The organism is Streptomyces sp. CA-288835 (genome assembly GCF_050936385.1).
Classification (GTDB): Bacteria; Actinomycetota; Actinomycetes; order Streptomycetales; family Streptomycetaceae; genus Streptomyces.
The window spans coordinates 4700575-4725781 of record NZ_JBNJMW010000001.1 but is presented as its reverse complement, the minus strand read 5'-3'; the positions used below and the strand labels follow the sequence as shown (position 1 = coordinate 4725781).

Here is a 25207-nt window from a genome sequence, read left to right as displayed (position 1 = left end):
TTCCGGGAGGATCCATGCGGCCCACGCGTCCCAGCAGAAGAAACGTCCTGGCCGCGGCGTCGGCAGCCGTGGCGGTGTCCGCCGACGCGGTCGCCGCGCAGGCCAAAGCCATGGAACCCACCGGCACGCGTCCACCCGCCACCGCCCAGCCGCCGTCCCGTGAACTCCGCGCCCTGTTAAGGGAGATCGACCCCGAGCGCATCGAGGCGACCGTCCGCAAACTCGCCTCCTTCGGCACCCGCCACACCCTCTCCTCCCAGGACGACCCCAAGCGCGGCATCGGCGCGGCCCGCGACTGGATCCTGTCCCAGATGAAGTCGTACGCGAAGGCCTCCGGCGGCCGGATGACGGCGGAACTCCAGTCGTACGTCCAGCAGCCGGCGAACCGTATCCCCGCGCCCACCCGCATCACGAACGTCGTCGCGACCCTGCGCGGCTCGGTCACCCCGGACCGTATCTACGTGGTCTCCGGCCACTACGACTCCCGGTGCAGCGACCCCATGGACGCCACGTCCGACTCTCCGGGCGCGGACGACGACGCCTTGGGGGTGGCGGTCGCCATGGAACTGGCCCGGGTGATGGCGGGGCGCCGACCGGCCGCGACGATCGTGTTCGCGGCGGTGGCGGGGGAGGAGCAGGGGCTGTACGGGGCGGCGCACATGGCGGAGCGGTTCCGGTCGACGGACGCGGACGTGCAGGGCATGTTCACCAACGACATCGTGGGCAGTCCGACGGCGGACGACGGCACGAAGGACCCGTACACGATCCGCCTCTTCGCGGAGGGCGTCCCTTCGTCCGAAACCCCCGAACAGGCCGACACCCGCCGCTCCGTGGGCGGCGAGAACGACTCCGCCCCCCGCCAACTGGCCCGCTTCGTGAGGGACACGGCGGACAACTCCGCGACCGGCATGAACGTACGCGTCATCTACCGCCGCGACCGCTACCGCCGGGGCGGCGACCACATCCCGTTCCTCGAACGCGCCTATCCCGCGGCCCGCTTCACCGAGCCGACGGAGGACTACGCGCATCAGCACCAGGACGTACGGGTCGAGAACGGCAAGCAGTACGGGGACCTGCCGGAGTTCTGCGACTTCCCCTTCATCGCCCGCGTGGCGAAGGTCAACGCGGCCGCCCTCTGGAGCCTGGCCCAGGCCCCCGGCACCCCCCGAGGCGCCAAGATCCTCACCGCCACGCTCACGAACTCCACCGAACTGACCTGGACCCGCGGCTCCGAGCCCGACCTCGCGGGCTACGAGGTCGTATGGCGCGAGACGACGGAGCCCGACTGGACTCACGTGATCCGGGTCGGCGACGTGACGAAACACAAGGTGGACTTGTCGAAGGACAACGTGTTCTTCGGCGTGCGGGCGGTGAGCAGGGCGGGGTACCGAAGCCCGGTGGCGTTCCCGCAGCCACAGACGTGACGGCGCCGGGCCGGGGGGTTGTTTCGCCCCCGCCGCCCGTACCCGTCCCATCCTCGGGGCGTTGCCCCGAACCCCACCAGGGGCTCCGCCCCTGGACCCCGCTGGGGCTGCGCCCCAGACCCCCATCGGCCTGAACGGCCTCGTCCTCAAACGCCGGACGGGCTGAAATTCAGCCCGTCCGGCGTTTGAGGACCGGGGGTCCGGGGGCTGGCCCCCGAAACGGGGTCCGGGGCGGAGCCCCGAGCGGGCCCCCAGGGGCGCAGCCCATGGCCGGGGTCCGGGGCGGAGCCCCGAGGGGGTCTGGGGGCGCAGCCCCCCAGCGGGGTCCAGGGGCGGAGCCCCTTGGTATGGGACGGGTAAGGGCGGTGGGGGCGAGACCGTCACCGAGCCTCCGGTGGCCGCTGCCGAGGCATGTTCGGCCGCGCCCCCGGCGCAAGCGCGGGCCGCCCGCCCGGCGCCGACGGGTCCGGGCGCGAAGCCCCGGCCACGGACGACTGCAACCCCAGCGGAGCGGCCCCATTGCGGAACTCCACCATCCAGTCCACCGTCTCCGCCCGCACCAGCTCCGTAACGTCCTCGGAGAACCGCCGCAACACCCCGAGGCACCGCTCGGCGGCATCCGCCGCCGTCCCCTCCGTAGGGCCGAGAACCTCCCGCACACACTCCGACGTCCAGTCGAACTGCAGCGCCTGCAGCCGCCGTTGCACGGCCTGAGCTGTGGCCACGTCCCTTATCCACCCGGACGTGACCCCGAAGAAACGGTCCACCGCCACACACGCGACCCCACCCAGGAGTCCGAGATAACCCCAGGAGGCCACACCGCCCACCACCCCCGTGAGGTCGAGCACCGGCAACGCGGCCCCGGCCACCGCCCCCACAGCCGTACCGGCCCGAAGCACCCGCGCCCCCCGCCGCTTCCACGTCCGCCCGGCGAGATACCAGGAGGCCGTGGCGAGCGCCCCCGCCTCCACCCACCGGTACAGCTCATGGAGCCGCTCCGCCGGCTCCGCCCAGTCGCCGACCGGAAACGGTCGGCCCATCAAGTCACCGGGCGCACCGGGCAGCACCCCGCTCCCATTCCCATATCCGTCAGCTCGACCGTCCCCCCGCCCGTCACCCCGGCCGTCCTGGGCCGATCCTTCGGGCTGCATCTCCGGCTGGCTCACCGACGCTCCCTCATCGTTACGTTGCGTGACGGTACCGTGGCGCATGGGTGCCGCAAGCTGCTGAAGCGCCCCACCCTTACTACCTCCCAATGGGTGGCGATGGCCCCGGTATCGGGGGTTTTACGCTCGGACGTGGTTCTTGATCAGGTATAGGCAATCGCCTTGCCTCACTCGAAAGAGTGCTGGGGCGATGCCGCTGTAGACCACGTAGGCTCATGCCAGACGGGGAAACGCCCGCGCGGGCGGAAAACCCCTGCCCGGACAGCCGTACGAACCAGGAGCTGATCGTGATTCCCGGTGGTGGCCAGCCCAATATGCAGCAGCTGCTCCAGCAGGCCCAGAAGATGCAGCAGGACCTCGCGAACGCGCAGGAGGAGCTGGCGCGCACCGAGGTCGACGGTCAGGCGGGCGGCGGCCTGGTGAAGGCGACCGTGACGGGCTCCGGCGAACTGCGCGCCCTCAAGATCGACCCGAAGGCCGTGGACCCGGAGGACACCGAGACCCTCGCCGACCTGATCGTCGCGGCGGTCCAGGCGGCCAACGAGAACGCGCAGGCTCTCCAGCAGGAGAAGCTCGGCCCGCTGGCCCAGGGTCTGGGCGGCGGCAGCGGCATCCCCGGCCTGCCGTTCTAAGTCAATCCGGCCGTCTCTTCTAAGAAGGCCGGACGCCAACTACCGTACGTACCAAGAAGACAAGCGCGATTACGGTACGTACCGAGAGAGCGTGAACAGGAAGGCAATCCGTTGTACGAAGGCGTGGTCCAGGACCTCATCGACGAACTGGGGCGGCTCCCCGGCGTCGGTCCCAAGAGCGCGCAGCGGATCGCCTTCCACATCCTGCAGGCGGAGCCGACGGACGTACGGCGTCTCGCGCAGTGCCTGATGGAGGTCAAGGCGAAGGTCCGCTTCTGCGCGACCTGCGGCAACGTCGCGCAGGAGGAGCTGTGCAACATCTGCCGCGACACCCGCCGCGACCTCTCGGTCATCTGCGTGGTGGAGGAGCCGAAAGACGTCGTGGCGATCGAGCGGACGCGGGAGTTCCGGGGCAAGTACCACGTCCTCGGCGGCGCGATCAGCCCGATCGAGGGCGTCGGCCCGGACGACCTGCGGATAAGGGAACTCCTGGCCCGCCTCGCGGACGGCGCGGTCACGGAGCTGATCCTGGCCACGGATCCGAACCTGGAGGGCGAGGCGACGGCCACGTATCTCGCCCGCATGATCAAGCCCATGGGCCTCAAGGTCACCCGCCTGGCCAGCGGTCTGCCGGTCGGCGGTGACCTCGAGTATGCCGATGAGGTCACCCTGGGCCGGGCCTTCGAAGGGAGGCGGTTGCTCGATGTCTGAGATGGCTGAGATAGCTGAGACCGCTGAGACGGCTGAGACGAACGCCACTGAGACGACCGCGCCTTCGCGGGAACGCGGCTCATGGATGTCTGAACCTGTTTTTGCTCATGAGGAAGGTCGGCTTCTAGATGTCTGACGCCACGCTGCACGCGGCCGCTCACGACCCGGGTGACTTCGCGGTCCAGATCGCGGACCAGGTCGAGAGCTTTCTCGTCGCGGTCACCGAGGTCGCCAAGGGCGACGAGCCGGACTCGGCCGTGCCCTTCCTGTTGCTCGAGGTCTCCCAGCTGATGCTGGCGGGCGGCCGCCTCGGCGCCCACGAGGACATCCTTCCCGAGGAGCGTTACGAGCCCGACCTGGGCCCCGAGCCGGACGTGGACGAACTCCGCGAGCGCCTGGCCGCCCTGCTCGACCCGATCGACGTCTACTCCGAGGTCTTCGACCCGTACGAGCACCGCAAGGGCCGCGTCCCCGCCCGTATCTCGGACGACCTGGCCGACGTCATCACCGACCTCCGCCACGGCATGGCCCACTACAAGGCGGGCCGCACCACGGAGGCACTGTGGTGGTGGCAGTTCTCCTACTTCTCCAACTGGGGCTCCACGGCCTCCGCCACCCTCCGAGCCCTCCAGTCCCTGGTGGCCCACGTACGCCTGAACCAGCCCCTGGAAGAACTCGACGGCCTGGACACCGACCAGGACCTCAACGAGGACGCCCTGGAGGAGGAGGCCGGCAAGGTCATGGCGGAGGAACTGGCGGGGCCGCTGGGCTTGCGCGAGGTCAAGTAACGCAGGTCGACGGAACTGCGAGGCCTCGAACACAGGGAGCACCGAGGTCGGATACGAACGTGGGGCGCGGCGGGCATGCCGCGCCCCACAGCGTTTGTACGGGGACAGCCCAACCAACCAAGTCCGTACGTGAGTTGAGGGCGCGTAACTCGTAAGAGTGACGTTCTGTAATCGCCTTGCATCTGAACGTAAAGTCGCTCTAGGTTCGCGGCACAAGATCGGCCCCGGTCGGTGCGCCAACACCGGCTCCGGGGCCTGGCCCTACGGATCGAAGAAGAGGTTCGATCGTGGCTTGCGCCCAGCCTAGTCCTGCCCTGCCGCGCCCCACCCACCCCATGGCCAAAACGGGGTACGGAAAACGCGCCGTGGGTGACGAATTCCCGTACGTGGACGCGGACTTCGCGCAGCTGTGCCTCCGAGACGCCGAGTGCGGGAGCGCCCGTGCGCCTCCGCGTGCCGGTGGCCCCAGCGGAGTTCCCGGATTACATTCGTAATATGGCAGAGAAGGTGAAGTTCAGCGTGAGTCTGAATGTCGAGCTCGGCGAGGCACTGCGGCAGTACGCCGCTGCCGAGGACGAGCAGATCTCGGCAGTGGTCAGCCGGGCACTGGAGCAGTACCTCGACAAGCGTCGCATCATCCGTGAAGGGCTGCGGGCGATGGAGGAGCACTTCGAAGAGCACGGATGGCCGACGTCTGAAGAGTTGGCGGAAGCCGACGCGCGCATCGACGACCTCTTCGGGGAGCCGCGAGAGGAGCGCCGGAGCGCGTGAGCCACATCGTCTATGACACAGGCGCGCTGATCGCGGCTGCCAAGAACGACCAGGCGTTCCTGCGTCAGCACTACCGGATGCTGGGCCGGGGCAAGTTGCCCATCATCCCGGCGGGGGTTCTGGCGCAGGGCTGGGACGCACGTCCGAAGGCGGCGGCACTTCATCGCCTGCTCCAGGGCTGCGAGGTGTTGCCGTTGACGGAAACCCTGGCGAAGGCCGCCGCCGTGCTCTGCCAGAAGAACAAGACCTCCGACGTCGTCGACGCCAGCGTCGTACTGGCAGCCGTCGCCTACAACGAGGCGCCGATCTTCACCGACGACCTGGGAGACATTCGCGCGCTGGTTGACTGCGCCGGCCGTAAGCGCATCCGCGTCGAACGTCCCTGAACGAGTTCGACTCCTGGCCAAGGGATCACAACCCCCACAACCCCTTGGCCAGGGTCGTGATCCCGCCCCCCAGCGCCAGCAGCAGCACCAACCCCCGCGCCCCCTTCTCCGGCACCCGAGGCGCGAGCGCCCGCCCCACGGCGGCGCCGGCGGCCATGCCGGTCGCTGCCAACAGCCAGATGGGCGGGGCGAGTTGGGGCACCCCGTTCGCGGCGACGGAGAACGCGTTGACGAGCACTCCGTAGAAGAACGCGTTCGGGACGAACTCTCGTACCGGCCAGCCCGCGTTGACCGCGTACAGGGAGACCGGCGGGCCGCCGACTCCGGCGGCGGAGTTCATGAACCCGCCCAGTGCGCCCGCGGTCACGGCGCCGCCGGTGCCGCGCAGGGCCGGCACCCGGACGCCCCGTATGACCAGCAGCACGGCCACCGTCACCAGTGCGCCCATGAAGGCGAGCAGGACGGGCTCGGGCAGTCGTCGGGCCACCCATGTCCCGGCGGGTACGGTGCACGCCGCCGCGGCGCACAGCGGCACCATCGCCCGCGGGCGTATCTGGCGCCAGCCGCCCGCGAGGCCGACGAGGCAGATGACCCCGCCGGCACAGTTGGCCAGCGCGACGCCTTCGGCCGGGCCGAGTAGGAGTACGAGCGCGGGTACGGCGACCAGTGCGAAGCCCATGCCGGTCAGCCACTGCACGGAGGAACCGAGCAGGATGATGCCGCCCAGCAGCAGGTTCGCCGTCCATGCGCCCGTGATCAAAGCGTCACCCTCCGTCTTTGGACGGACCTTGTCCGACCCCTGCACGTCTGTTGGATCAGCCCTAACCAGTGCCGCGCGAATCTTGAGTCACTCCCACCGCAGAGAAAGCGGAAGGGAGCAACTTACCTAGACCGCACTGGAGTTGCGATGACCCGCAAGACCCGTATACGCGCCGCACTCGTCACCGCCACCGCCCTCGTCTCCGTCGCCACGGTGACCGCGGGGATCAGCGCGGCCACGCCCGAGAAGGCCGCCAAGCCTTCGAAGAAGGAAGTCGCCGCGCTCTTCGAGGGCTGGAACGCCGCTCTGCAGACCGGCGACCCGGAGAAGGTGGCGGACAAGTACGCGAAGGACGCCGTCCTCCTGCCCACCGTCTCCAACAAGGTCCGTACCGACCGCGCCGGAATCGTCGACTACTTCGAGCACTTCCTGCAGAACAAGCCGGTCGGCACGAAGGTCCAGACGATCGTCAAGGTCCTCGACGGCAACTCCGCCATCGACACCGGCGTGTACGAGTTCGCGCTCACCGACCACGAGACCGGCGAGAAGAAGGTCGTCGAGGCCCGCTACACGTACGAGTACGAGAAGCAGGGCGGCGAGTGGAAGATCGTCAACCACCACTCCTCTGCGATGCCCGAAGGCTGATCGCCACGCACAGACCGCGCCCGGGGGCATCCTCGAGCGCAACGGTCCCGCCGTCGTCCGTCACCAACTGCCTGACGACGGCGAGACCGAGGCCGGAGCCGGAGCGCCCGGTGAGGCCCTGACCGCGCCAGAAGCGGTCGAAGGCGCGGGACTTCTCCGCCTCGGACATACCGGGGCCCTGGTCCATCACCTTCAGCACCACCTGATCGCCCTTGGACTCCGCGTGGACGGTGATGGTCGCGCCGTCCGGTGAGACCTCCAGGGCGTTGGAGAGCACGTTGTCCAGGACCTGGTCCAGATGACCGGGACTGGCCAACACAAGAAGCCGGCCGTCGGCACTCCCCCTGAGCGCGATGGACACTCCGCGCTCGTCGGCGGCCGGCCGCCACACCGCCAGCCGCTCCTCCAGTACGTCACTCAGCGGCAGCGGTTCCGCGGCGGTCACCTTGGCCTCGGCCCGCGCCAGCACCAGCAGGTCGTTGACCAGGCGGCTCATCCGGACCACCTCCGCCGTCGCCTGCTCCACGTCCTCCTTGACGAACTCGTCGTCCACCCCGTCGGCGATGTTGTCCAGCGACAGCCGCAGCGCCGTCAGAGGCGTACGGAGCTGGTGGGAGGCGTCCGCGACGAAGATGCGCTGCGCGGACATGAGGGTGTCGAGGCGTTCGGCGCCCTGGTTGAGCGTACGGGCCAGGGTCTGTGTCTCCTGGGGGCCCGTCACGGGGGAACGGGCCGTCAGATCACCGTCGCTGAACTTGCTTGCCATGTCGTTGAGTTGGCGCAGCGGGCGGGTCAGCCGGCGGGCCACTACGGCGCCGATCACGGCGGCCACGGCCAGCACGAGCACGGCGAGGATCGCCCGGAAGCCCCAGATGCTCCACAGCCGTCCGGTGAGGTCCTCGGTCGAATACTCGATGCGTACGGCTCCGACGACCGGGCCCTTCGCCTCGTCCGCACCCGGATCCACCGCACCCGTATCCACTGGATCCGCGTGGGCGGGAACGGTGACCACCAGGTGCGGACCCCAGATGAAGGAGGAGCCCCAGTCGCTGGTGGGTTTGCCTTCGTTCAGAGCCTTGGTGAGGGCCGCGTCCTGGTCCGGCTGGGGCAGCTCCCCCGCGCAGGGCGCCTCCTCGGAGAGGACCTGGACATCGTCGGGCGTCTTAAGGCTGTACGCCGTGCCCATCTCCTCCAGGGCCTGGCACGAGGCTTGGCTGCCATTGCCCAAGAGGAGCGCCATGGTCGTGGCCTCGCGCTCGACGGACAGCTTGGTGTCGTCCCGCAGCTGGTCGGTGAGCGTGAAGGCCACCGGCACGGTGAACAGGGCGATCGCGACGGCGACAAGAAGGACGTAACTGCGAATGAGCTGGCGGATCATGAGCTGCTGCCGCCGCCCTTGCCGCCCACGCCGCCGTTCTTGCCGTTCCCCGCGCTCCCGCGCGGATCGCCGTCCTCGTGGACGATCAGCCGGAAGCCGACTCCCCGCACCGCCTCGATCGTGATCGCGTCCGCGAGTTTCCGCCGCAGTGCCGCCACATGGACGTCGAGCGTCTTGGTCGGCCCGAACCAGTTCGCGTCCCAGACCGCTTCCATGATCTGTTCGCGGGACATCAGCGCGCCGGGCTCCTGGGTGAGGAACGCGAGCAGGTCGTACTCCTTGGGGGCGAGGGCCAGTTCCTCGTCGTCCAGTCGTACGCGGGCGGCCTTGCGGTCGATGGTCAGGCGCGGCCCGTACCGGTCGGGGCCGGTGTCCGCCGTCGCTTCGGTGGCGCGCGGCTGTATCCGCCGCATCACGGCACGTATGCGCGCGATGACCTCTCGTACGCCGAAGGGCTTGGAGACGTAGTCGTCGGCGCCGAGCTCCAGGCCCACCACCCGGTCCGTCTCGTCGCTGCGCGCGCTGATCACGATGATGGGCACGTCGCCGCGCTGCCGCAGGGTCTTGCAGACGTCGAGACCGTCGGTGTCGGGCAGTCCGAGATCGAGGAGGACGACGTCGTACGGCCCTTCGTGGGCCAGGGCGTCCCGGCCCGTGGTGACCCATTCCACCTCGAAGCCGTAGCGCGTGAGGCCGCGCCGGAGCGACTGGGCGATGGGCTCGTCGTCTTCCACCAGGAGTATGCGCACAGGCGGAACCTTATGTTTGAAATCTCAGGTTCGTTGACCGGGTGTGACTCGGCGCACTTTCGGCGCAGTTTTCCGAGTGGGCCCTGACTGAGGGGGCATGTGCGGTCCTGGAGCGGCCGGGCCGCCAGGGTCGTTGGCAGCACTCGGCGACAGGGTCGAGTGATCACGTCGTGAGCGGGACATCTCACGATGCGATAACACCCGGGTGGTGTTCGGCCGCTCGTTAGACTGAGCCGACCGCAGTGTGCGGTACCAGACGGAATGAGCGAGGAGCGCACGTGGGCCTTGTCGTGCAGAAGTACGGAGGCTCCTCCGTAGCGGATGCCGAAGGCATCAAGCGAGTCGCCAAGCGGATCGTCGACGCCAAGAAGAACGGCCATCAGGTGGTCGTCGTGGTGTCGGCGATGGGTGACACGACGGATGAGTTGATCGATCTCGCCGAGCAGGTATCCCCGATTCCTGCCGGGCGGGAGTTCGACATGCTGCTGACCGCCGGAGAGCGGATCTCCATGGCCCTGCTGGCGATGGCGATCAAAAACCTGGGCCACGAGGCCCAGAGCTTCACCGGCAGCCAGGCAGGTGTGATCACCGACTCGGTCCACAACAAAGCGCGGATCATCGATGTCACACCGGGCCGGATCCAGACGTCGGTCGACGAGGGCAATATCGCCATCGTCGCCGGGTTCCAGGGCGTCAGCCAGGACAAGAAGGACATCACGACGCTCGGCCGGGGCGGATCCGACACCACGGCGGTCGCGCTGGCCGCGGCCCTCGACGCCGACGTCTGCGAGATCTACACCGATGTCGACGGCGTGTTCACCGCCGACCCGCGTGTGGTGAAGAAGGCCCGGAAGATCGACTGGATCTCCTTCGAGGACATGCTGGAACTGGCGTCCTCCGGGTCCAAGGTGCTGCTCCACCGCTGTGTGGAGTACGCCCGCCGCTACAACATCCCGATCCATGTGCGCTCGTCCTTCAGCGGACTCAAGGGCACCTGGGTCAGCAACGAGCCGATTGAGCAAGGGGACCAGAAGGTGGAGCAGGCCATCATCTCCGGTGTCGCACACGACACCTCCGAGGCCAAGGTCACGGTCGTCGGTGTCCCGGACAAGCCGGGCGAGGCCGCCGTCATCTTCCGCGCCATCGCCGATGCCGAGATCAACATCGACATGGTCGTGCAGAACGTGTCCGCCGCCTCCACCGGCCTGACGGACATCTCCTTCACGCTCCCCAAGACCGAGGGCCGCAAGGCCATCGACGCGCTGGAGCGGGCGAAGACGGCGATCGGCTTCGAGTCGCTGCGCTACGACGACCAGATCGGCAAGATCTCCCTGGTCGGGGCCGGCATGAAGACCAACCCGGGCGTCACAGCGGGCTTCTTCGAGGCGCTGTCCGACGCGGGCGTGAACATCGAGCTGATCTCGACCTCCGAGATCCGTATCTCGGTGGTCACCCGCGCCGACGACGTCAACGAAGCCGTCCGCGCCGTGCACACCGCCTTCGGTCTCGACTCCGACAGCGACGAGGCCGTCGTCTACGGAGGCACCGGGCGATGACCGTCCTCTCGTACGGATCGTGCGGAGGCCTCTCGTACGGAGGCACCGGCCGCCGATGACCGCGGTTGCGGGGCGGGCCGGAAAGCCGACGCTCGCGGTCGTGGGAGCGACCGGAGCCGTCGGCACGGTCATGCTCCAGATCCTGTCCCAGCGCGCGGACATCTGGGGTGAGATCCGTCTGATCGCCTCGCCGCGCTCGGCCGGCCGCAAGCTGGCCCTGCGCGGCGAGGAGGTCGAGGTCGTGGCGCTCACCGAGGCCGCCTTCGACGGCGTCGACGTCGCCATGTTCGACGTACCGGACGAGGTGGCCGAGCGGTGGGCGCCCATCGCCACGTCCAAGGGCGCGGTCGTGGTGGACAACTCCGGCGCCTTCCGGATGGACCCGGATGTGCCGCTGGTGGTCCCGGAGGTCAATCCGCATGCCGCGCGCCTGAGGCCGCGCGGGATCGTCTCCAACCCCAACTGCACGACGCTTTCCATGATCGTGGCCCTCGGCGCACTGCACGCCGAGCTCGGGCTGCGTGAGCTGGTCGTGTCCTCGTACCAGGCGGTGAGCGGCGCCGGACGCCGGGGCGTCGACACCTTGCGGCAGCAGTTGTCGCTCGTCGCGGGTACGGAGCTGGGGACCAGCCCCGGTGACGTACGCCGCGCCGTGGGGGACAACACCGGGCCGTTCCCCGAGCCGGTGGCGCTCAATGTGGTGCCGTGGGCCGGGACTCCGCGGGAGGACGGCTGGTCCTCGGAGGAGATGAAGGTACGGGACGAGTCCCGCAAGATCCTCGGGCTGCCGGACCTTCGCGTCGCCGTCACCTGCGTACGCGTGCCCGTCATCACCACGCACTCGCTGACCGTCCACGCCTGCTTCGAGCGTGAGGTCACCGTGAACCAGGCCCGCGAGATCCTCGCCACCACGCCCGGGGTCGTGCTCTTCGACGATCCGGCCGCAGGGGAGTTCCCGACGCCGGCCGACGTGGTGGGCACGGATCCCACGTGGGTGGGGCGCGTACGGCGGGCCCTTGACGACCCGACGGCGCTGGAACTTTTTGTGTGCGGGGACAACCTGAGGAAGGGGTCCGCGCTGAACACGGCGCAGATCGCTGAGCTGGTGGCGGGGGAAATGAAGGGGGCCGGGAGCGGGGCCGGGGCATGAGCAACTGTCCTGAGCGCGGGCCGGTTTGCCGATGATCGTGTGGTACTGGGCTGAAACGTTTGTAGAATCTGTGACAGTTTGATGGTTCGCCCGTTGGTCCGGACCTAGAACCGGAGCCTTCGGCGTTCGAAGATTTCCCTCCCCGCCCTCCGCAACCGTGCGGAGGGCGGGGAGCGTCTTTGGGGTCGCCCGTGAGGGGTGTCCGGACGCCGCGATCACATGGGCATAGAGGAAGAGCTGGTACGCATGAGGGCATACGACGCGTTGACAGGCGCGCGGGGGGTCGCGCCGGGAGTCGCGCGGCTTGACGCAAATGTGATGCCTGTCGCGTACAACCCCGACAGGGGTAAACGTGTCCAACTTGCGTGGCAGAGGTACTCGAATTCCCAGCTGCGCGCGGCACAGCCCTGCGCCCGCCCCGTCGGCCCCGCTTGTCCGGTGGGCCCGGCGGCATGCCGGTGATCGCGCCCATGCCCGCAGCTCGGCCCGCCCGCATCCCGGATCAGCGCGAGGGCGCTGATGACGCCATGGCGGCGGGCACCACCGTCGATCATCTCACCGAGACCTACCGCGCCCACTACCGCTCCCTCCTGGGCCTCGCCGCGCTCCTGCTCGACGACACCGCCTCCTGCGAGGACGTCGTCCAGGAGGCCTTCATCCGGGTGCACTCGGCGCGCAAACGCGTCCGCGACCCGGAGAAGACCCTCGCGTATCTGCGGCAGACCGTGGTGAACCTGTCGCGCTCCGCGCTGCGCCGCCGCATCCTCGGCCTGAAGCTGCTGACCAAGCCGATGCCCGACATGGCGAGCGCCGAGGAGGGCGCGTACGACCTGCTGGAGCGCGACGACCTGATCAAGGCCATGAAGGGGCTTCAGCGCCGGCAGCGCGAGGTCCTCGTCCTGCGCTACTTCGCGGACATGACCGAGGTGCAGGTCGCCGAGACGCTGGGCATTTCGCTGGGCTCGGTGAAGGCGTATGGTTCGCGCGGCATCGCGGCCCTGCGCGTCGCCATGGAGGCGTCGGCATGAGCGACCACGAGCGCGAGCGGGCTCGCGACGACAACGAGTACGAGCATGGGTACGAGCACGATCATGAGCGGCACGCTGGAAACGGCACTGGGAACGGAACTGTGAATCACGGCCACTCGGAGAATCCGGGCCCGCGGGAGTCGAGCGGGGCGGGGGAGTCGAGCGGTTTCGCTTCAGGAGGAGCGAAGGGCGCCGGTCCGGAGGGCTCTGCTCTGGAGGGTCTCGCCTCCGACGAGCTGGCCCTGCGCAGGATGCTGCACCAGGCCGTGCAGGAGCTCGAACCCGCGGATGACGACGCCACGCTGGAGCATCTGCGGCGCGCGGTGCCGGTACGGCGGGCCCGCAAGCGCCAGGCCGTGGTCGGTATGGCTGCCGCCGCGCTCTTCGTCGGCACGGCGATCCCGGCCCTCGTGCACGTCTCGAACTCCACCGGCTCCGACGCCGACCCGTCCATCGCAGGCCACGAGACCTCGCAGACCCAGGGCGGGTCCAGCCAGGGCGGCTCCTCCCAGGACAGTGACGCAAGCGGCCCCGGCAGCGCCCCGGGCAAGGACAAAGAGAAGGACAAGGAAGACAAGAAGGAGACGCCGGGCGAGGACAAGGAGGAGAGCGGCGGCGCATCCACCGGCGGAGCCGAGCCGACGCTCTCGGCCGCCGACGCACCCGCCTGTACGTCCACGCAACTCGGCAACGCCACCTCCAACGTCGGCTCCCCGGACGCCGGCGGCACCGTCTACGGCACCTTCCAGATCTCCAACGTCTCCGCCGCCACCTGCACGGTCACCGGCTCCGGCACCGTCTCCGCCCTCCCACAGGGCGCGGCCGACGCGTCCAAGATCCAGGTGGTCTCCCATACCTCGGGCGACGAGGCGACGGGGCTGCCCGACCCGTCGGCCGAGGTCAGCACGCTGGTACTGCAGCCGGGGGCGGCCTACGAGGTGAAGTTCGCCTTCGTCCCCTCGGAGACCTGCCCGACCGTCCCCGACGACGATCCCACCCCGCCCGACGAGCCGACCCCCACGGACGGCACCACCACCGGCGGCGACAGCGGCGGCACGACCTCGGGTTCGGAGGGCGGCACCGGCGACGGCACAACCACGCAACTCGCCCCGGAGGAAGGCGTCCAGGACGGCAGCGTCGTGGTCTCCAACACAGCAGAGGACGGCGCCCCGACAGCTTCAGCAACGGTGCCGGACGTGTGCGCGGGGACGGTTTACCGGACTGGGGTACTGGCGGCGTCCTGAGGCTGGGCGGATTGCCGAGGTCCGCTGCAGTACCGCGCCAAGTCAAGGGCGCGGGGCGCCACGCGGACCTGCCAAAGTCCGCTGCGGTACTTCGCCGTGGTACCGCGCCCCGAGAGGGCCGCAGGCCCTTTAGGGGCGCGGGGAACTGCGCGACCAGCCACGATGAACCCGCAGCGTCCAACCAGCCCGGCGGAGCCAGCACTGAGCGGGCTCGGGCCTCAGGCCGTAGGCAAGGCTGATGCCTTGCATCAGGCCCGTGGGCAAGGCTGATGCTGGCGTCAGGCCGTAGGCGAGGCCGACGCCTTCGGCTCGCCGCGCGCCTCGTCGGCAGGTTCGGCGGACCCGGCGGGTTCGGCGGGCTCGGCTGGCCCGGCGGATTCGGCCGACCCGGCGGGCTTGCCAGCCCGCTCCTCCGCCAGGCCCAGCGCAGCGTCCTGCGCGAACTCCACCTCCCTGCGCACCAGCCGGTACCACATGAAGACCACGAAGCCCGCGAAGACGAACCACTCGCCGGTGTAACCGAGGTTCTGGAACGCCTTCAGGTCCAGCCCCGTGTCCTGCGGAGCCTTCGCGGGCACCGCCGTCATCCCCGCGTCGGCCCGGGCGAGCGTGACCCAGGCGTCGTACACCTCGTACGGCACCAGGTTCACCAGCGACGCCGCGCTGATCGCGCCCGTCTGGCCGGCGGGCAGACCACCGGCCGCGCTCACGCCGTCCGAGCCGGGATTCTCGGACGCCTGGAGCGCTCCGGTCACGGTGACCTCGCCGGTCGGGGCGGCCGGGGCCTTCGCGGTGTCGGCGTCACCGGGCAGCCAGCCCCGGACCACAGGCAGGGCCTTGCCGTCGTCGGTACGCAGCATCGTCAGGACGTAATAGCCGCGCTTGCCGTCCAGCTCCCGGTCCGGCACGAGCAACTGCTTCCCGTACCGGCCCGTCGCCGTGGCCTGCTCGCCGGACGTCTCCTTGTCCACGGGCAGCAACTCGGCGAGGGGCCGGGCCGCGTCCCGCTGATCCTCGGACACCTTCTCCTCGGCCGTGCGGTGGCTCTCGACGCGGTCCTCGAACCGTCCCAACTGCCATGACCCCATGAACACGCAGAAGGGGATGGCCAGCAGTACGAAGACGTTGATCGCCCACCAGCGGGGAGTGGTCAGCAGGAACCGGTACACGCCCTCCACGTTACGGGGCCCTTGCCCGCGGCCCGGGCGAGGGGTGGCCCCTCGCTGCGGCCCCCGGCAAACGAGCCCCCCGCTCTCACCTCCCCAGGTGCCGCTCCGCGAAGTCCAGTTCCAGGCGGACCTGCTTGATGCGTTCGTCCACGACCAGGGAGCCGTGGCCAGCGTCGTAGCGGTACACCTCGTGGACGGCGTCGCGGGCGGCGAGGCGGGTGACGTAGTTCTCCACCTGGCGGATGGGGCAGCGGGGGTCGTTGACGCCGGCGGAGATGTAGACGGGGGCCTTGACCGCGTCGACGTACGTCAGAGGGGACGAGGCCTCGAAGCGCTCGGGAACCTCCTCCGGGGTGCCGCCGAGAAGGGTGCGGTCCATCGCCTTCAGCGCCTCCATCTCGTCGTGGTACGCCGTGACGTAGTCCGCGACCGGTACCGCCGCGATCCCCAAGGCCCAGGCGTCCGGCTCGGTGCCGAGGCCCAGGAGTGTGAGGTACCCGCCCCAGGAGCCGCCGGTGAGGATCAGCCGCTCGGGGTCGGCGAGGCCGGAGGTCACCGCCCACTCCCGGACGGCCGCTACGTCCTCCAGCTCGATCAGACCGACCCGGTGCTTGAGCGCGTCCGTCCACTCCCGCCCGTATCCGGTCGAGCCGCGGTAGTTGATCCGGATCACCATGTACCCGTGGTCCACCCACGCCGCCGGGCCCGCCGCGAAGGAGTCGCTGTCGTGCCAGGTCGGGCCGCCGTGGATGTCGAAGACGGTGGGCAGAGGACCCGCAACTCCCGCGGGCCGCTGCACGAGGGCGTGGATGCGGCCGCCCGGACCGTCCACCCATACGTCCTGAACGGGCACCGATCCCGGAGACTTCATCCCCGGAGGATCCAGGACCACCTCGCCGGACGTGGAGCGGACCACCGGGGGCTCGGCCGCCGACGACCACAGATACTCCACGCTGCCGTCCGGGCGGGCCGTCGCCCCCGACACCGTGCCCTTCGGGGTCGGGATCCGCTCGAGCCGGCGGGACGCCAGGTCGTACCGCCACAGCTCGCTGCGTGCCTCGTAGCTGTGCACGACCAGCAGCGCGGAACCGTCCGGATACCACTCGGCGCTCAGGTCGCCGTCCAGCCGCCCGGTCAGCGCCAGGTCGGTCTCCTCACCGGTCGCCACGTCCCACAGCATCGGCTCCCAGCGCCCGCGCCGCTGATGCCCGACGAGCAGCCTGGTGTCCCCGTCGACCGGGGCGAAGCCCAGCACCTCGAGGCCCAGCTCGACCGTGCCGCCCTTGGTGTCGTCCAGCTCCGCGACCGCCGAACCGTCCAGCCGGAGCACCCGCAGCGCCGAGTGCATCGCGTCGCCGTGCTCGGTGTGCTCGATCGCGATCAGTGAGCCGTCGTGCGAGAGGTCGCCGACGCCCGCCGACTCCCGGTGGCGGTAGATCTCCACCGGGTCTTCACCGGCCCGTGTGACGTAGATCGTCGAACCGTCCTCGTCGGTCGACCTGCCGACGACCGCCGTACGTCCGTCGCGCGCGAGCGCGAGCCCGGCGGGATACGACGGTTCGAGACCGGGAGCCGCAGGCTCGTCGGGGCCGGACCGGGCGCGCACGTCTCTGGTGAACGGGCGGTGCCGCCAGATCCCGAACTCGTCCCCGTCCTTGTCGTCGAACCACCAGATCCACTCGCCGTCGGGCGTCAGCACGCCGTCCGTCGTGCCGTTGGGCCGGTCCGTGACCTGGTGCTGGGCACCCGTCTCGCGATCCCACGCGTACAACTCGTACGTCCCAGTCGCGTTGGACACGAACAGCGACCGGTGCGGTGCGTCCTGCGCCCAGTCCGGCAAGGACACCCGCGGCGCCCGGAAGCGCTTTTCCCAGTCCGGCATGGCCTCGTCGTGCGGCATCGCCGCGTGGTGCGGGATGGTCCCCTCGTCCGGGTTGGCCCCGTTGCTCTCAGTCATGACCCCATACTGCCCGCTCCCACCGACATTCCGCTGCCGAGGCCCTCAGCCTGTGGATAACTCGTGGCCTTTCTGGACTTTCGCAGGTCAGGGCGATTGTCAGTGGCGTGGTGCACTATCGCGGTATGACCACATCGACCGATCCGAGCGAACTGACCGATCTGCGCAAGACAGTTGAGACCTTCTGGGCCACGGCCGAGGCTCGCGACTGGGCGGGCTTCGCGGAGACCCTCGCGGAGGACGTCGTCTACACCTTGCCCCAGACGCGCGAGCGCATTCGCGGGCGAGAGAAGTTCCTCCAGTTCAACCGGGAGTATCCCGGCGACTGGCACCTGCGGATCGAGCGCATAGTCGCCGAGCCCGGGCAGGTCGTCACCTGGATCCACTTCACGGTGGGCCTGGAGGAGATGTATGGCATCTCGTTCTTCACGGGGGACGACCAGGGCCGCGTCATATCGATGACGGACTTCTGGCCCGAGCCGTATGAACCTCCGGCGGGGCGGGAGCACTTGGTGGAGCGGTACTGAGGCGCGGTCGGCCACTCAAGGGTTCGTACGTTCCCGGCGCCGGCGGCCCAGTAGTTCCGCGAGGCCGCGGCGGGTGGCGGCCAGAACTACGCGGTCGCCGGCGCCCATGACGTAGCCGGGCGGCAGGTCCCAGATCAGGCCCGGTGTTCGTGCGGGGGCGTCCGGGGCGGGGCCGTTGGCCAGGTCGGGGCTGCGCTCGTCCGGGGCCGTCGTGTCCAGGGCGACGACCCGCCACGCGCCGGGGCGGAAGGCCTCGGCGACCGTCCGGCCGTCCAGTTGCGGGTGCCCGGCGACGTCCAGGGCCGCGAAGAGCAGCACGCGGCGTTCGACGGGTATGGCACCAAGGATCTGGCGGCCCATCATCGCTCCGGCGAAGGCGGGAGCGGCGAGGTAGGTGACGCTTCGGCTGCGGGTGAGCGCGTAGGGGTGGGCCGAGCGCAGGGTGCGGTACACCGCGGTGGCGAAGTCGTCGTCGTACAGCCGCAGGACGACGCGCAGATCGGGGCGCACCGTCCTGGCGTACAGCGCGGCCTCGAGGTTGGTGGTGTCCGCGCTGGTCAGGGCCAGCAGTGTGTGGGCCCGGTGGATCTTGGCGGCTTCCAGGACGCCTTCCTGGGTGACGTCGCCGAGGACGACGGGCACGCGCAGGCGCCGCGCGGTGGCGATCCCGCGGGCCTCGGGGTCAGCCTCAACGCACACGACCGGGGTGTCGAGTTCGCGCAGCCTGGTGAGGACGCGCGTACCGATCTTGCCGAGCCCGAGCAGGACGACATGGCCGGAGAGCCCACGAGGCGGCTTCCGCAGCGCGGAACCGCTGCGGAAAGTGCCAAGGGCTTCGAGGACCGCGGCGAGCAGGACAGGTAGGAGCAGCAACCCGACGAGACTGGTGAGGAGTTGGAGGATTTGGCGGCCTTGCGACTGGTTGAGCGCGGGCTCGTTGATGGCGAAGAGATCGAGCAGCGTCAGATACGTGGCGTGCAGCGGATGGTCGTCTGTCATCACCAACGACGCGATCACGAGCGCGAACACACAACCCACCAGGCCTGCGAGCGACCAGCGCAGGCGTCGGGAGAACAGGGCGGCGAAGGGCAGGGCGGGAACGACGCCACGGCCGGTGGGGGTGGTGGGGCCGGAGTACGACACCGTTTCCAGTACGACGGTGCCGCGGCCGGTCGCGGCGGCCACGGAGCGTTCGTCGGGCAGGAGTTGAGGGCCGTGCTCACCACTGCTGTCGGAACCGTCCGCGCCGGCCGGGTCGTTGGTCGTCGCCGAGAGCAGGGCCAGGGTGCACAGTCCGGGGTCGGCGATCTGGCCGGGGCCGGGCGGCGGTCGTTCCATGGCCCGCAGCATCAACCCCTCCGTCTGCACGACCTTGCTGGTCCCGGCCACCGCGGTCGCGGCCAGGGCGGGAGCGGCGGTGTCGGCGTCGGAGAGGACGGTGGTGGAGGCGTCGACGACACCGGACCCCCGGGAATCACCGGCACCGGCACCGCCACCGGCCGTGGCTCCGTCCCCCGACCCGGCTCCCGCCATGGCCAGCGCCGAGGCCTGGTCCAGCAGGGCCTCGAGGTGCTGGCCCAGGCGGCGGTTGTAGAGCCGGATGACCAGGCGCAGCCGGGGGTTGAGGCGGCGGGCGGTGAGGGCGGCGCGGATGTTCGTCTCGTCGTCGTCGTACACGAGCGCCAGCGCGTCCGCCCGCTCGACGCCCGCCTCGGCGAGCACGGCCTCGGTCAGCTCGGCGGCCTCCAAGGGCTCGGGAGGCGACCCCGCACCAGGGGCCCGGCCCGCGGAAGCCCCGCCAGCGGCGCCCCGGTCCGAGGAAGCCCCGCCACCGCCCCCACCGTTGCCGCCGCTGCCCGCCGCCCGGGTCACCGCTGCCGACACCCGGTCGAGCAGCGCGGACGCCCGGCCGACGACCGGTGGCCGTACGGTGCGCACGGCGGACGGTACGACCAGCGTCACCTGCTCCCCGTAGACCCCGCGCAGCTCCGCCGCCAGCCGGTGCGCCAACGCGTCGTCCCCGCACACCACCATGTGCGCGGCATCGTCCCTGGACCTGGACCCGCTCTGATACGGAAAGCTCCCCACAACTGCAAAGAGTGCCTCACCAGCACGGGTGGTTCCACCACGGCCCCTTGACGTATCTTCCGCTCACCGCCAGGCAGTTTGGGGCGCCGGTTCGTGCAGAACGGCTGCCGAGGGTCGAGCAGGTCAGCGGTTGATGCACCCTTCCGCCGTGATCCTGCCGCCGGAAAACCCCTGGGGCAGCCCGTGCCCACCTGCCTAGGCTGACAGCCATGAGCCGTCACCAGGACATACAGGGCCCGGGCGTGCGGGACATCGACGTACGCCAGATCACCGAGACCGAGATCCCGGACTGGATCCGCGCGCTGAACACCGGGTTTCTGCGACCGCCCGCCATCTCGGACGCGGAGATCGCGGACCGGAGTTCGTACATCGTGCCGGAGCGCACGCTGGGGGCCTTCGACGGCGGGCGGTGCGTGGCGACGTTCCGGTCGTTCGCGCAGGAGCTCACGGTGGTGGGCGGGAGCGTCGTATCCGCCGATGCCATCACGAATGTGAGCGTCACCTCGACCCACCGGCGGCGCGGGCTGCTCACGCGGATGATGGCGCGGGACCTGGCCGCCGCGAAGGAACGGGGCGACGTGGTGGCGACGTTGATCGCGGCCGAGTATCCGATCTACGGGCGTTACGGCTTCGGGCCGGCCACCACGGCCGCCGAGTGGACGATCGACGTGCCGCGGGCGGGGCTGGACCCCCGATGGGCGGGCCCGGACGACGGCGGGCGGATCGACCTCGTGGACGGCGAGGACGTACGCAAGCTGGGGCCGGAGCTGCACGAGCGGCTCAGGCGCGTACAGCCGGGGGTGGTCGACCGGGACGAGCGGTGGTGGCAGGTCAACACAGGTGTGCTGACGCTGGACCGGGTCTCGTGGACCGAGCCCTTCTACGCCGTGTACCGGAACGCTGACGGCGAGGTCGAGGGCCTGCTCCCCTACATCTCGGACGGCGAGTGGGACGACGACGCCAAGCTGCCGCTGAACACGGCGAAGGTGAAGGGCCTGATCGCGGTGTCGCCGGCCGCCGAGCGCGCGCTGTGGTGGCACGTCTGCTCGGTGGACTGGGTCACGGCGGTGAAGACGGGCTTTCGCGCTCCGGACGACCTGCTGCCGCACCTGCTGCCGGACCCGAGGGCGGCGCGGCTCACCACGCAGGCCGACTGGCTGTGGGTACGGATCCTGGATGTCGTACGGGCTCTTGAGGCGCGTACGTACACGGGTACCGGGACGCTCGTACTGGAGGTCACGGACGGGGACGGTCTGTCGGCCGGGCGGTACCGGCTGGACGCGTCACCGGACGGGGCGAGCTGCTCGCGAACCAACGACGCCGCCGAACTCACGCTGGGCGTAGGTGAGTTGGCGGCGCTCTGGCTCGGGGACGAGTCGGCGGTGCGGCTCGCCGCGCTCGGCCGGGTGGCCGAGTCGCGGGCGGGCGCCGCGACCACCGCCGACGCCCTGTTGCGTACGTCCAGGCGGCCTTGGTGCCCGGACGTCTTCTGAAGTCGTGTCACCTCCTGTCCTCCGTAGCGCGATGGGAACCGTCTGGCCGAGCTCCCGGCTCCCCTCCAGGAGGGAGCCCGGCCAGCCGGACTGACGACGGACGGTGGCGTCCGGTCAGCCGGTCTGGGTGAGCAGCAGTACGAGGATCACCGCTCCGATGCCGCCGATGTACGTGTTCTTGGCCTTGATGCCGATGGAGAGGAGGACGAATGCGATGAGGCCCATCGCCCCGAACTTCAGCTGGACGAACTGTTCGAAGCCGATGATGAGGGCGGCGATGGCGAGGGTGGCGATGAGCGGCATTACGGTCCCTCCTTCGGGATGGGGACGCGGTGACCGGCGGTGACCAACTGACCGATCCAGTCACCGGTGGTGACCAACTTCTTCGAAAACCTGGCCATGTTGCTGAAGTTGGCGACCAACTCCACTCTGCTTATCTCCGCTTGGAGACGTCTCATAACCACCTTCCCGTTAACTGCCCAAAGATGGCGCGAAGTTGTAGTGTTTGGTTGTGGACGCGGAACGCGCTGCCGCCAATGGGCGGAATCGGTCTCAACGGTCCCAGCGGCCGCAGCGGTCACACCGAGAGGTCGCTGAGGCGCTGCGCAGCCGGATCAGGTCCGGCGAGCTGCAGCCGGGCCAGCGCATGCCCACGCAGGCCAAGCTGGCCAACGAGTTCGGCGTCGAGCGCGGTGCCGTACGCCAGGCGCTGCGCATCCTGCAGTCGGAGCATCTGCTGTCCAACGTGTCCAAAGGGCGTCCTGCGACCGTCGCCGAGGACGCGGACAAGGCCCTGCCCGGGCCCGACACACCGCAGCCCACCATGGTGGCGCTGGCGCCGCGGATAGCGGCCGCCTTCGAGGTCCCGCATGTGGAGATCGACGCCCTGTGCCTGACGGCGGTCTCGCTCACGCTCGCCATGGGTGAACCCCTCCGACTCATCCACGAGGGCCGTATGAAACCGGCCAAGGTCGACGTCCGAGTCCTGCTGCCGAGCCGCGACATCGACCTCGCGTTCCCCGTGCCGGTGGACGGCGGCAGCGATGACGACGTGGTGCACGAGCGCTGGCTGGCCCAGCGCAACGCCCAGGGCCAAGTGCTCCGCCACAATCTGCTGGCTCTACGGGCCACACATGGCATCGACGTTCATGTCACGTTCCGCGCGCTGCCGTTCACGCCGCCGGTGAAGTTGTACCTGCTCAACGGGGCGGAGGCGCTGTTCGCGTACTACACGCTCACGCGGCGCGGCGAGCAGATCGACCACGAGCGACTGGATGTGTACGACGCCCAAGGCACGCAGTCCATGCTGTTCCCCTTCGAGCAGGGACCCGTGCTGCGGGACACCACGTTCGTGGAGCAGTCGCATCTGTGGTTCAACGCACTGTGGGAGACCATCAGTCTGGAGCTTGAGCTCACAAACTGAGGTCTCCCACAGGTGGATCGTCGGGCGGAGGATCGTCGGGCGGTGACTCTCTCGGGGCGGGGTCTTCCCAGCTCACAGGGCCGGTCCCGAGACGAGTATGGCGAGCAGGACCGCCCCGATCGAGCTGCAGGCGGGGCTCTTGGCCTTGATCCCGATGCTGAGCAGAAGCAGGCCCAGGATGCCGACGGGACCGTACCGCCACTCGACGAGCTCCTCGAAACCGACGACGAAGACTGCGGAGATGAAGGCGATGGCGGGCATGGTGGATCCTCCTTCGGGGAGTGGCGGGCTTCCAGGGGCAGGGCGGGCACTGCGGGCAGAGCGGGTACTTTCGGGCACGTACTGCGTAGCTGCCAAGTAGTTGCGAAAGGAGGGGGGCGTTCCGCCATCTTGGCTTAGTTGGTTGCCAACATTGAATAACTTACCCGGAGTTGGTTCTAGCTAACCAACAACTCCCGAACAACTCGCCTAAGATGGAGCAAAGTTGTAGCGTTTGGTTGTGACCCAGGAGAACGTCGCAGTGAACGGCAGCAGAAGGCTCACGCCCCAGGAGATCGCCGACATCCTCAGGGACCGCATCCGCGGCGGCGAGCTGAAGGCGGGCGACCGCCTGCCCACGCAGGCCGAACTCGCCGAGGAGTTCGGCGTGGAACGCGGCACGGTCCGCCAGGCCCTCCGCGCCCTCCAGGAAGACGGCCTGCTCAGCAACGTCAGCAAGGGCAGCCCGCCGCGGATCGCCGAGGTGTCCCCGTCCACCGACGAGCCCCAGCCGACGATGGTGGGCCTGGCCCCGCAGCTGATGGAGGCCTTCAAGGCCAAGCACGTACGCATCGACGCGGCCTGCCTCACCGCCGAGACCCTGCTGACGGCCCTGGCCGAACCGGTGCGCCACATCCACGAGGGCACCATCCGCCCGGAATCCATCGACGTACGCATCCTGCTGCCGTCCGGGAAAATCAACCTGGCTTTCCCCGTCCCGGTGGACGGCAGCAGCGACGACGACGAGGTCCACCGCCGCTGGCTGCAGCAGCGCAACGCCCAGGGCCACGTCCTGCGCCACAACCTCCAGTCCCTGCGCGCCTCCCATGGCATCGACGTCCATGTGACGTTCCGCGCGCTGCCGTTCACGCCGCCGGTGAAGTTGTACCTGCTCAACGGGGTCGAGGCCTTGATGGCGTACTACATGCTGACGCGCCGTGAGGAGGAGTGGGACACCGGAACCCTCGACATGTACGACGCCTTGGGCTCCCAGTCCCTCCTCTTCTCCTTCGAGAAAGCCGCAAGCGAACGGGACGCGGCCTTCGTTGAACAATCCCAGAAGTGGTTCGACGCCCTCTGGGCAACCATCACCACTGACCTGACACTCTCCTAGTGACTCCTGATACGACGCAGCAGACTGAGCCGGTGACAGCAGAGACAGGGAACGTGGCAGAAGAACTGAGGGGACTGATCGCCGGAGCGCGCTTTGTGCTCTTCGACTTCGACGGCCCGATATGCAAGTTGTTCGCGGGGCACACGGCGGAGCAGGTGGCCAAGGACCAGGTGCGGTGGCTGGAGGAGAGAGGGCTGCGCGGGCTCCTCACGGAGGAGGAGCAGACAGAACCCGATCCGCACGTCGTGCTACGGCTGGTCGATGGCCGGCATCCTGACAGTGACCTGGTATTCGAGCTGGAGAAACGTCTCACCCTGCAGGAGCTGAGAGCCGTGGAGTCGGCGTATCCCACGGCCCACGTGGATCCGCTGATCCGGACCTGGCACGCGCTGGGCGCCCGGCTGGCCGTCGCGACCAACAACTCCCCGCTGGCAGCCACCCGTTACCTGGCCACCCGCGGCCTGTCCGAGTGCTTTGCCCCGCACATCTACGGCCGCACGCAGGACCTCTCGCTCCTGAAGCCGAATCCCCACTGCCTGAACCGCGCCCTGCACGCCCTGGGCGCCAAGCCCTCCGAAGCGCTCATGATCGGTGACACGGCAACAGACTTGGAGGCGGCCAAGAGCGCCGGAGTCCACTTCATGGGCTACGCGCGTAACGAAGCCAAGGAGAAGGTGCTGCGAAAGGCCGGAGCCGAGGTGGTCGTGGGGTCGTTCCAGCCCCTCCTGGAGATGCTCCGCGAGCGGAGGCGGTGAGGCGAACCACCGTGTGGCCAGTTGAGCTTATTCGC

The 25207-nt window shown here is 69.5% G+C and carries 26 protein-coding genes; 16 read left to right on the top strand and 10 right to left on the bottom strand.

Annotated elements, in window-relative coordinates:
• Positions 1-14: 14 nt before the first annotated feature.
• Positions 15-1424, top strand: a complete 1410-nt coding sequence (locus tag ACQEVY_RS21180; RefSeq protein ID WP_432950787.1) for a M20/M25/M40 family metallo-hydrolase — start codon at positions 15-17, stop codon at positions 1422-1424.
• A 380-nt stretch (positions 1425-1804) separates the two neighbouring features.
• On the opposite strand, the gene ACQEVY_RS21175 is transcribed toward ACQEVY_RS21180, so the two are convergent.
• Complete coding sequence (locus tag ACQEVY_RS21175) at positions 1805-2590, bottom strand: SLATT domain-containing protein (protein ID WP_432950785.1); 786 nt, start codon at positions 2588-2590, stop codon at positions 1805-1807.
• Between the two features lie 287 nt (positions 2591-2877).
• On the opposite strand from ACQEVY_RS21175, the gene ACQEVY_RS21170 reads away from it, so the two are divergent.
• The 5 genes from ACQEVY_RS21170 (at position 2878) to ACQEVY_RS21150 (ending at position 5878) form a co-directional block, all read left to right on the top strand.
• Positions 2878-3222 (top strand): YbaB/EbfC family nucleoid-associated protein, encoded by a 345-nt coding sequence (locus tag ACQEVY_RS21170; protein ID WP_165339968.1) that lies wholly within the window; start codon positions 2878-2880, stop codon positions 3220-3222.
• A 111-nt stretch (positions 3223-3333) separates the two neighbouring features.
• Positions 3334-3933: a recombination mediator RecR gene (gene recR / locus ACQEVY_RS21165; protein ID WP_432950783.1), complete on the top strand. Its 600-nt coding sequence runs from the start codon at positions 3334-3336 to the stop codon at positions 3931-3933.
• Positions 3934-4061: 128 nt separating this feature from the next.
• The gene (locus tag ACQEVY_RS21160; RefSeq protein ID WP_432950781.1) at positions 4062-4721 is read left to right on the top strand and encodes a DUF5063 domain-containing protein; all 660 of its coding nucleotides are present in this window, start codon (positions 4062-4064) and stop codon (positions 4719-4721) included.
• A gap of 495 nt (positions 4722-5216) precedes the next feature.
• Positions 5217-5492 carry a hypothetical protein gene (locus ACQEVY_RS21155; RefSeq protein WP_432950779.1) on the top strand — a complete coding sequence of 92 codons (276 nt, stop codon included), beginning with the start codon at positions 5217-5219 and terminating at the stop codon, positions 5490-5492.
• Positions 5489-5878: a hypothetical protein gene (locus ACQEVY_RS21150; RefSeq protein WP_432950777.1), complete on the top strand. Its 390-nt coding sequence runs from the start codon at positions 5489-5491 to the stop codon at positions 5876-5878. Before ACQEVY_RS21155 ends, ACQEVY_RS21150 begins: the two co-directional genes overlap by 4 nt.
• 25 nt (positions 5879-5903) lie before the next feature.
• Here ACQEVY_RS21150 and ACQEVY_RS21145 read toward each other — a convergent pair whose 3' ends face one another.
• Positions 5904-6635 carry a TSUP family transporter gene (locus tag ACQEVY_RS21145; protein WP_432955325.1) on the bottom strand — a complete coding sequence of 244 codons (732 nt, stop codon included), beginning with the start codon at positions 6633-6635 and terminating at the stop codon, positions 5904-5906.
• Between the two features lie 150 nt (positions 6636-6785).
• Here ACQEVY_RS21145 and ACQEVY_RS21140 point away from each other — a divergent pair, with 150 nt between their 5' ends.
• A complete protein-coding gene (locus ACQEVY_RS21140; RefSeq protein WP_432950775.1) occupies positions 6786-7283 on the top strand; it encodes an SgcJ/EcaC family oxidoreductase in 498 nt (165 codons plus the stop codon).
• Here the strand turns inward: ACQEVY_RS21140 and ACQEVY_RS21135 are convergent.
• Together ACQEVY_RS21135 and ACQEVY_RS21130 are read right to left on the bottom strand one after the other, a co-directional pair.
• A complete protein-coding gene (locus ACQEVY_RS21135) occupies positions 7249-8661 on the bottom strand; it encodes a HAMP domain-containing sensor histidine kinase (protein WP_432950772.1) in 1413 nt (470 codons plus the stop codon). The two genes, ACQEVY_RS21140 and ACQEVY_RS21135, sit on opposite strands and share 35 nt — an antisense overlap.
• Complete coding sequence (locus ACQEVY_RS21130) at positions 8658-9410, bottom strand: response regulator transcription factor (RefSeq protein ID WP_432950770.1); 753 nt, start codon at positions 9408-9410, stop codon at positions 8658-8660. The genes ACQEVY_RS21135 and ACQEVY_RS21130 overlap by 4 nt, the downstream gene beginning before the upstream one ends.
• A 278-nt stretch (positions 9411-9688) precedes the next feature.
• On the opposite strand from ACQEVY_RS21130, the gene ACQEVY_RS21125 reads away from it, so the two are divergent.
• The 4 genes from ACQEVY_RS21125 to ACQEVY_RS21110 all read left to right on the top strand — a co-directional run bounded on the left by ACQEVY_RS21125 (position 9689) and on the right by ACQEVY_RS21110 (position 14388).
• Positions 9689-10966 carry an aspartate kinase gene (locus tag ACQEVY_RS21125; RefSeq protein WP_432950768.1) on the top strand — a complete coding sequence of 426 codons (1278 nt, stop codon included), beginning with the start codon at positions 9689-9691 and terminating at the stop codon, positions 10964-10966.
• A gap of 55 nt (positions 10967-11021) precedes the next feature.
• Complete coding sequence (locus ACQEVY_RS21120; RefSeq protein ID WP_328769922.1) at positions 11022-12116, top strand: aspartate-semialdehyde dehydrogenase; 1095 nt, start codon at positions 11022-11024, stop codon at positions 12114-12116.
• 452 nt (positions 12117-12568) lie between these two features.
• Complete coding sequence (locus tag ACQEVY_RS21115) at positions 12569-13144, top strand: SigE family RNA polymerase sigma factor (protein ID WP_165339958.1); 576 nt, start codon at positions 12569-12571, stop codon at positions 13142-13144.
• Positions 13141-14388, top strand: a complete 1248-nt coding sequence (locus tag ACQEVY_RS21110) for a hypothetical protein (protein WP_432950765.1) — start codon at positions 13141-13143, stop codon at positions 14386-14388. Before ACQEVY_RS21115 ends, ACQEVY_RS21110 begins: the two co-directional genes overlap by 4 nt.
• Positions 14389-14666: 278 nt before the next feature.
• On the opposite strand, the gene ACQEVY_RS21105 is transcribed toward ACQEVY_RS21110, so the two are convergent.
• Together ACQEVY_RS21105 and ACQEVY_RS21100 are read right to left on the bottom strand one after the other, a co-directional pair.
• Positions 14667-15557, bottom strand: coding sequence for an SURF1 family protein (locus ACQEVY_RS21105; protein WP_432950763.1), 891 nt, complete (start codon positions 15555-15557; stop codon positions 14667-14669).
• Positions 15558-15642: 85 nt separating this feature from the next.
• Complete coding sequence (locus ACQEVY_RS21100; protein ID WP_432950761.1) at positions 15643-17514, bottom strand: S9 family peptidase; 1872 nt, start codon at positions 17512-17514, stop codon at positions 15643-15645.
• 125 nt (positions 17515-17639) lie between these two features.
• Between ACQEVY_RS21100 and ACQEVY_RS21095 the strand changes: the two genes are divergently transcribed.
• Positions 17640-18041, top strand: coding sequence for a nuclear transport factor 2 family protein (locus tag ACQEVY_RS21095; protein WP_432950759.1), 402 nt, complete (start codon positions 17640-17642; stop codon positions 18039-18041).
• 15 nt (positions 18042-18056) lie between these two features.
• On the opposite strand, the gene ACQEVY_RS21090 is transcribed toward ACQEVY_RS21095, so the two are convergent.
• A complete protein-coding gene (locus ACQEVY_RS21090; protein WP_432950757.1) occupies positions 18057-20075 on the bottom strand; it encodes an NAD-binding protein in 2019 nt (672 codons plus the stop codon).
• A 263-nt stretch (positions 20076-20338) separates the two neighbouring features.
• On the opposite strand from ACQEVY_RS21090, the gene ACQEVY_RS21085 reads away from it, so the two are divergent.
• Positions 20339-21622, top strand: coding sequence for a GNAT family N-acetyltransferase (locus ACQEVY_RS21085; protein ID WP_432950755.1), 1284 nt, complete (start codon positions 20339-20341; stop codon positions 21620-21622).
• 114 nt (positions 21623-21736) lie between these two features.
• Here the strand turns inward: ACQEVY_RS21085 and ACQEVY_RS21080 are convergent, their stop codons facing one another.
• Together ACQEVY_RS21080 and ACQEVY_RS21075 are read right to left on the bottom strand one after the other, a co-directional pair.
• Positions 21737-21925 carry a hypothetical protein gene (locus ACQEVY_RS21080; protein WP_432950753.1) on the bottom strand — a complete coding sequence of 63 codons (189 nt, stop codon included), beginning with the start codon at positions 21923-21925 and terminating at the stop codon, positions 21737-21739.
• Positions 21925-22080, bottom strand: a complete 156-nt coding sequence (locus ACQEVY_RS21075) for a hypothetical protein (RefSeq protein ID WP_432950751.1) — start codon at positions 22078-22080, stop codon at positions 21925-21927. Before ACQEVY_RS21075 ends, ACQEVY_RS21080 begins: the two co-directional genes overlap by 1 nt.
• Positions 22081-22127: 47 nt before the next feature.
• On the opposite strand from ACQEVY_RS21075, the gene ACQEVY_RS21070 reads away from it, so the two are divergent.
• Positions 22128-23045 carry a winged helix-turn-helix domain-containing protein gene (locus ACQEVY_RS21070; protein WP_432950749.1) on the top strand — a complete coding sequence of 306 codons (918 nt, stop codon included), beginning with the start codon at positions 22128-22130 and terminating at the stop codon, positions 23043-23045.
• Positions 23046-23117: 72 nt separating this feature from the next.
• Here ACQEVY_RS21070 and ACQEVY_RS21065 read toward each other — a convergent pair whose 3' ends face one another.
• On the bottom strand, positions 23118-23306 hold the full coding sequence (locus ACQEVY_RS21065) for a hypothetical protein (protein WP_328769913.1): 189 nt from the start codon (positions 23304-23306) through the stop codon (positions 23118-23120).
• A gap of 232 nt (positions 23307-23538) precedes the next feature.
• On the opposite strand from ACQEVY_RS21065, the gene ACQEVY_RS21060 reads away from it, so the two are divergent.
• Both ACQEVY_RS21060 and ACQEVY_RS21055 read left to right on the top strand, forming a co-directional pair.
• On the top strand, positions 23539-24417 hold the full coding sequence (locus ACQEVY_RS21060; protein ID WP_432950746.1) for a winged helix-turn-helix domain-containing protein: 879 nt from the start codon (positions 23539-23541) through the stop codon (positions 24415-24417).
• A gap of 32 nt (positions 24418-24449) precedes the next feature.
• Positions 24450-25172 (top strand): HAD family hydrolase, encoded by a 723-nt coding sequence (locus ACQEVY_RS21055; RefSeq protein ID WP_432950744.1) that lies wholly within the window; start codon positions 24450-24452, stop codon positions 25170-25172.
• The last annotated feature ends 35 nt before the right edge of the window (positions 25173-25207 follow it).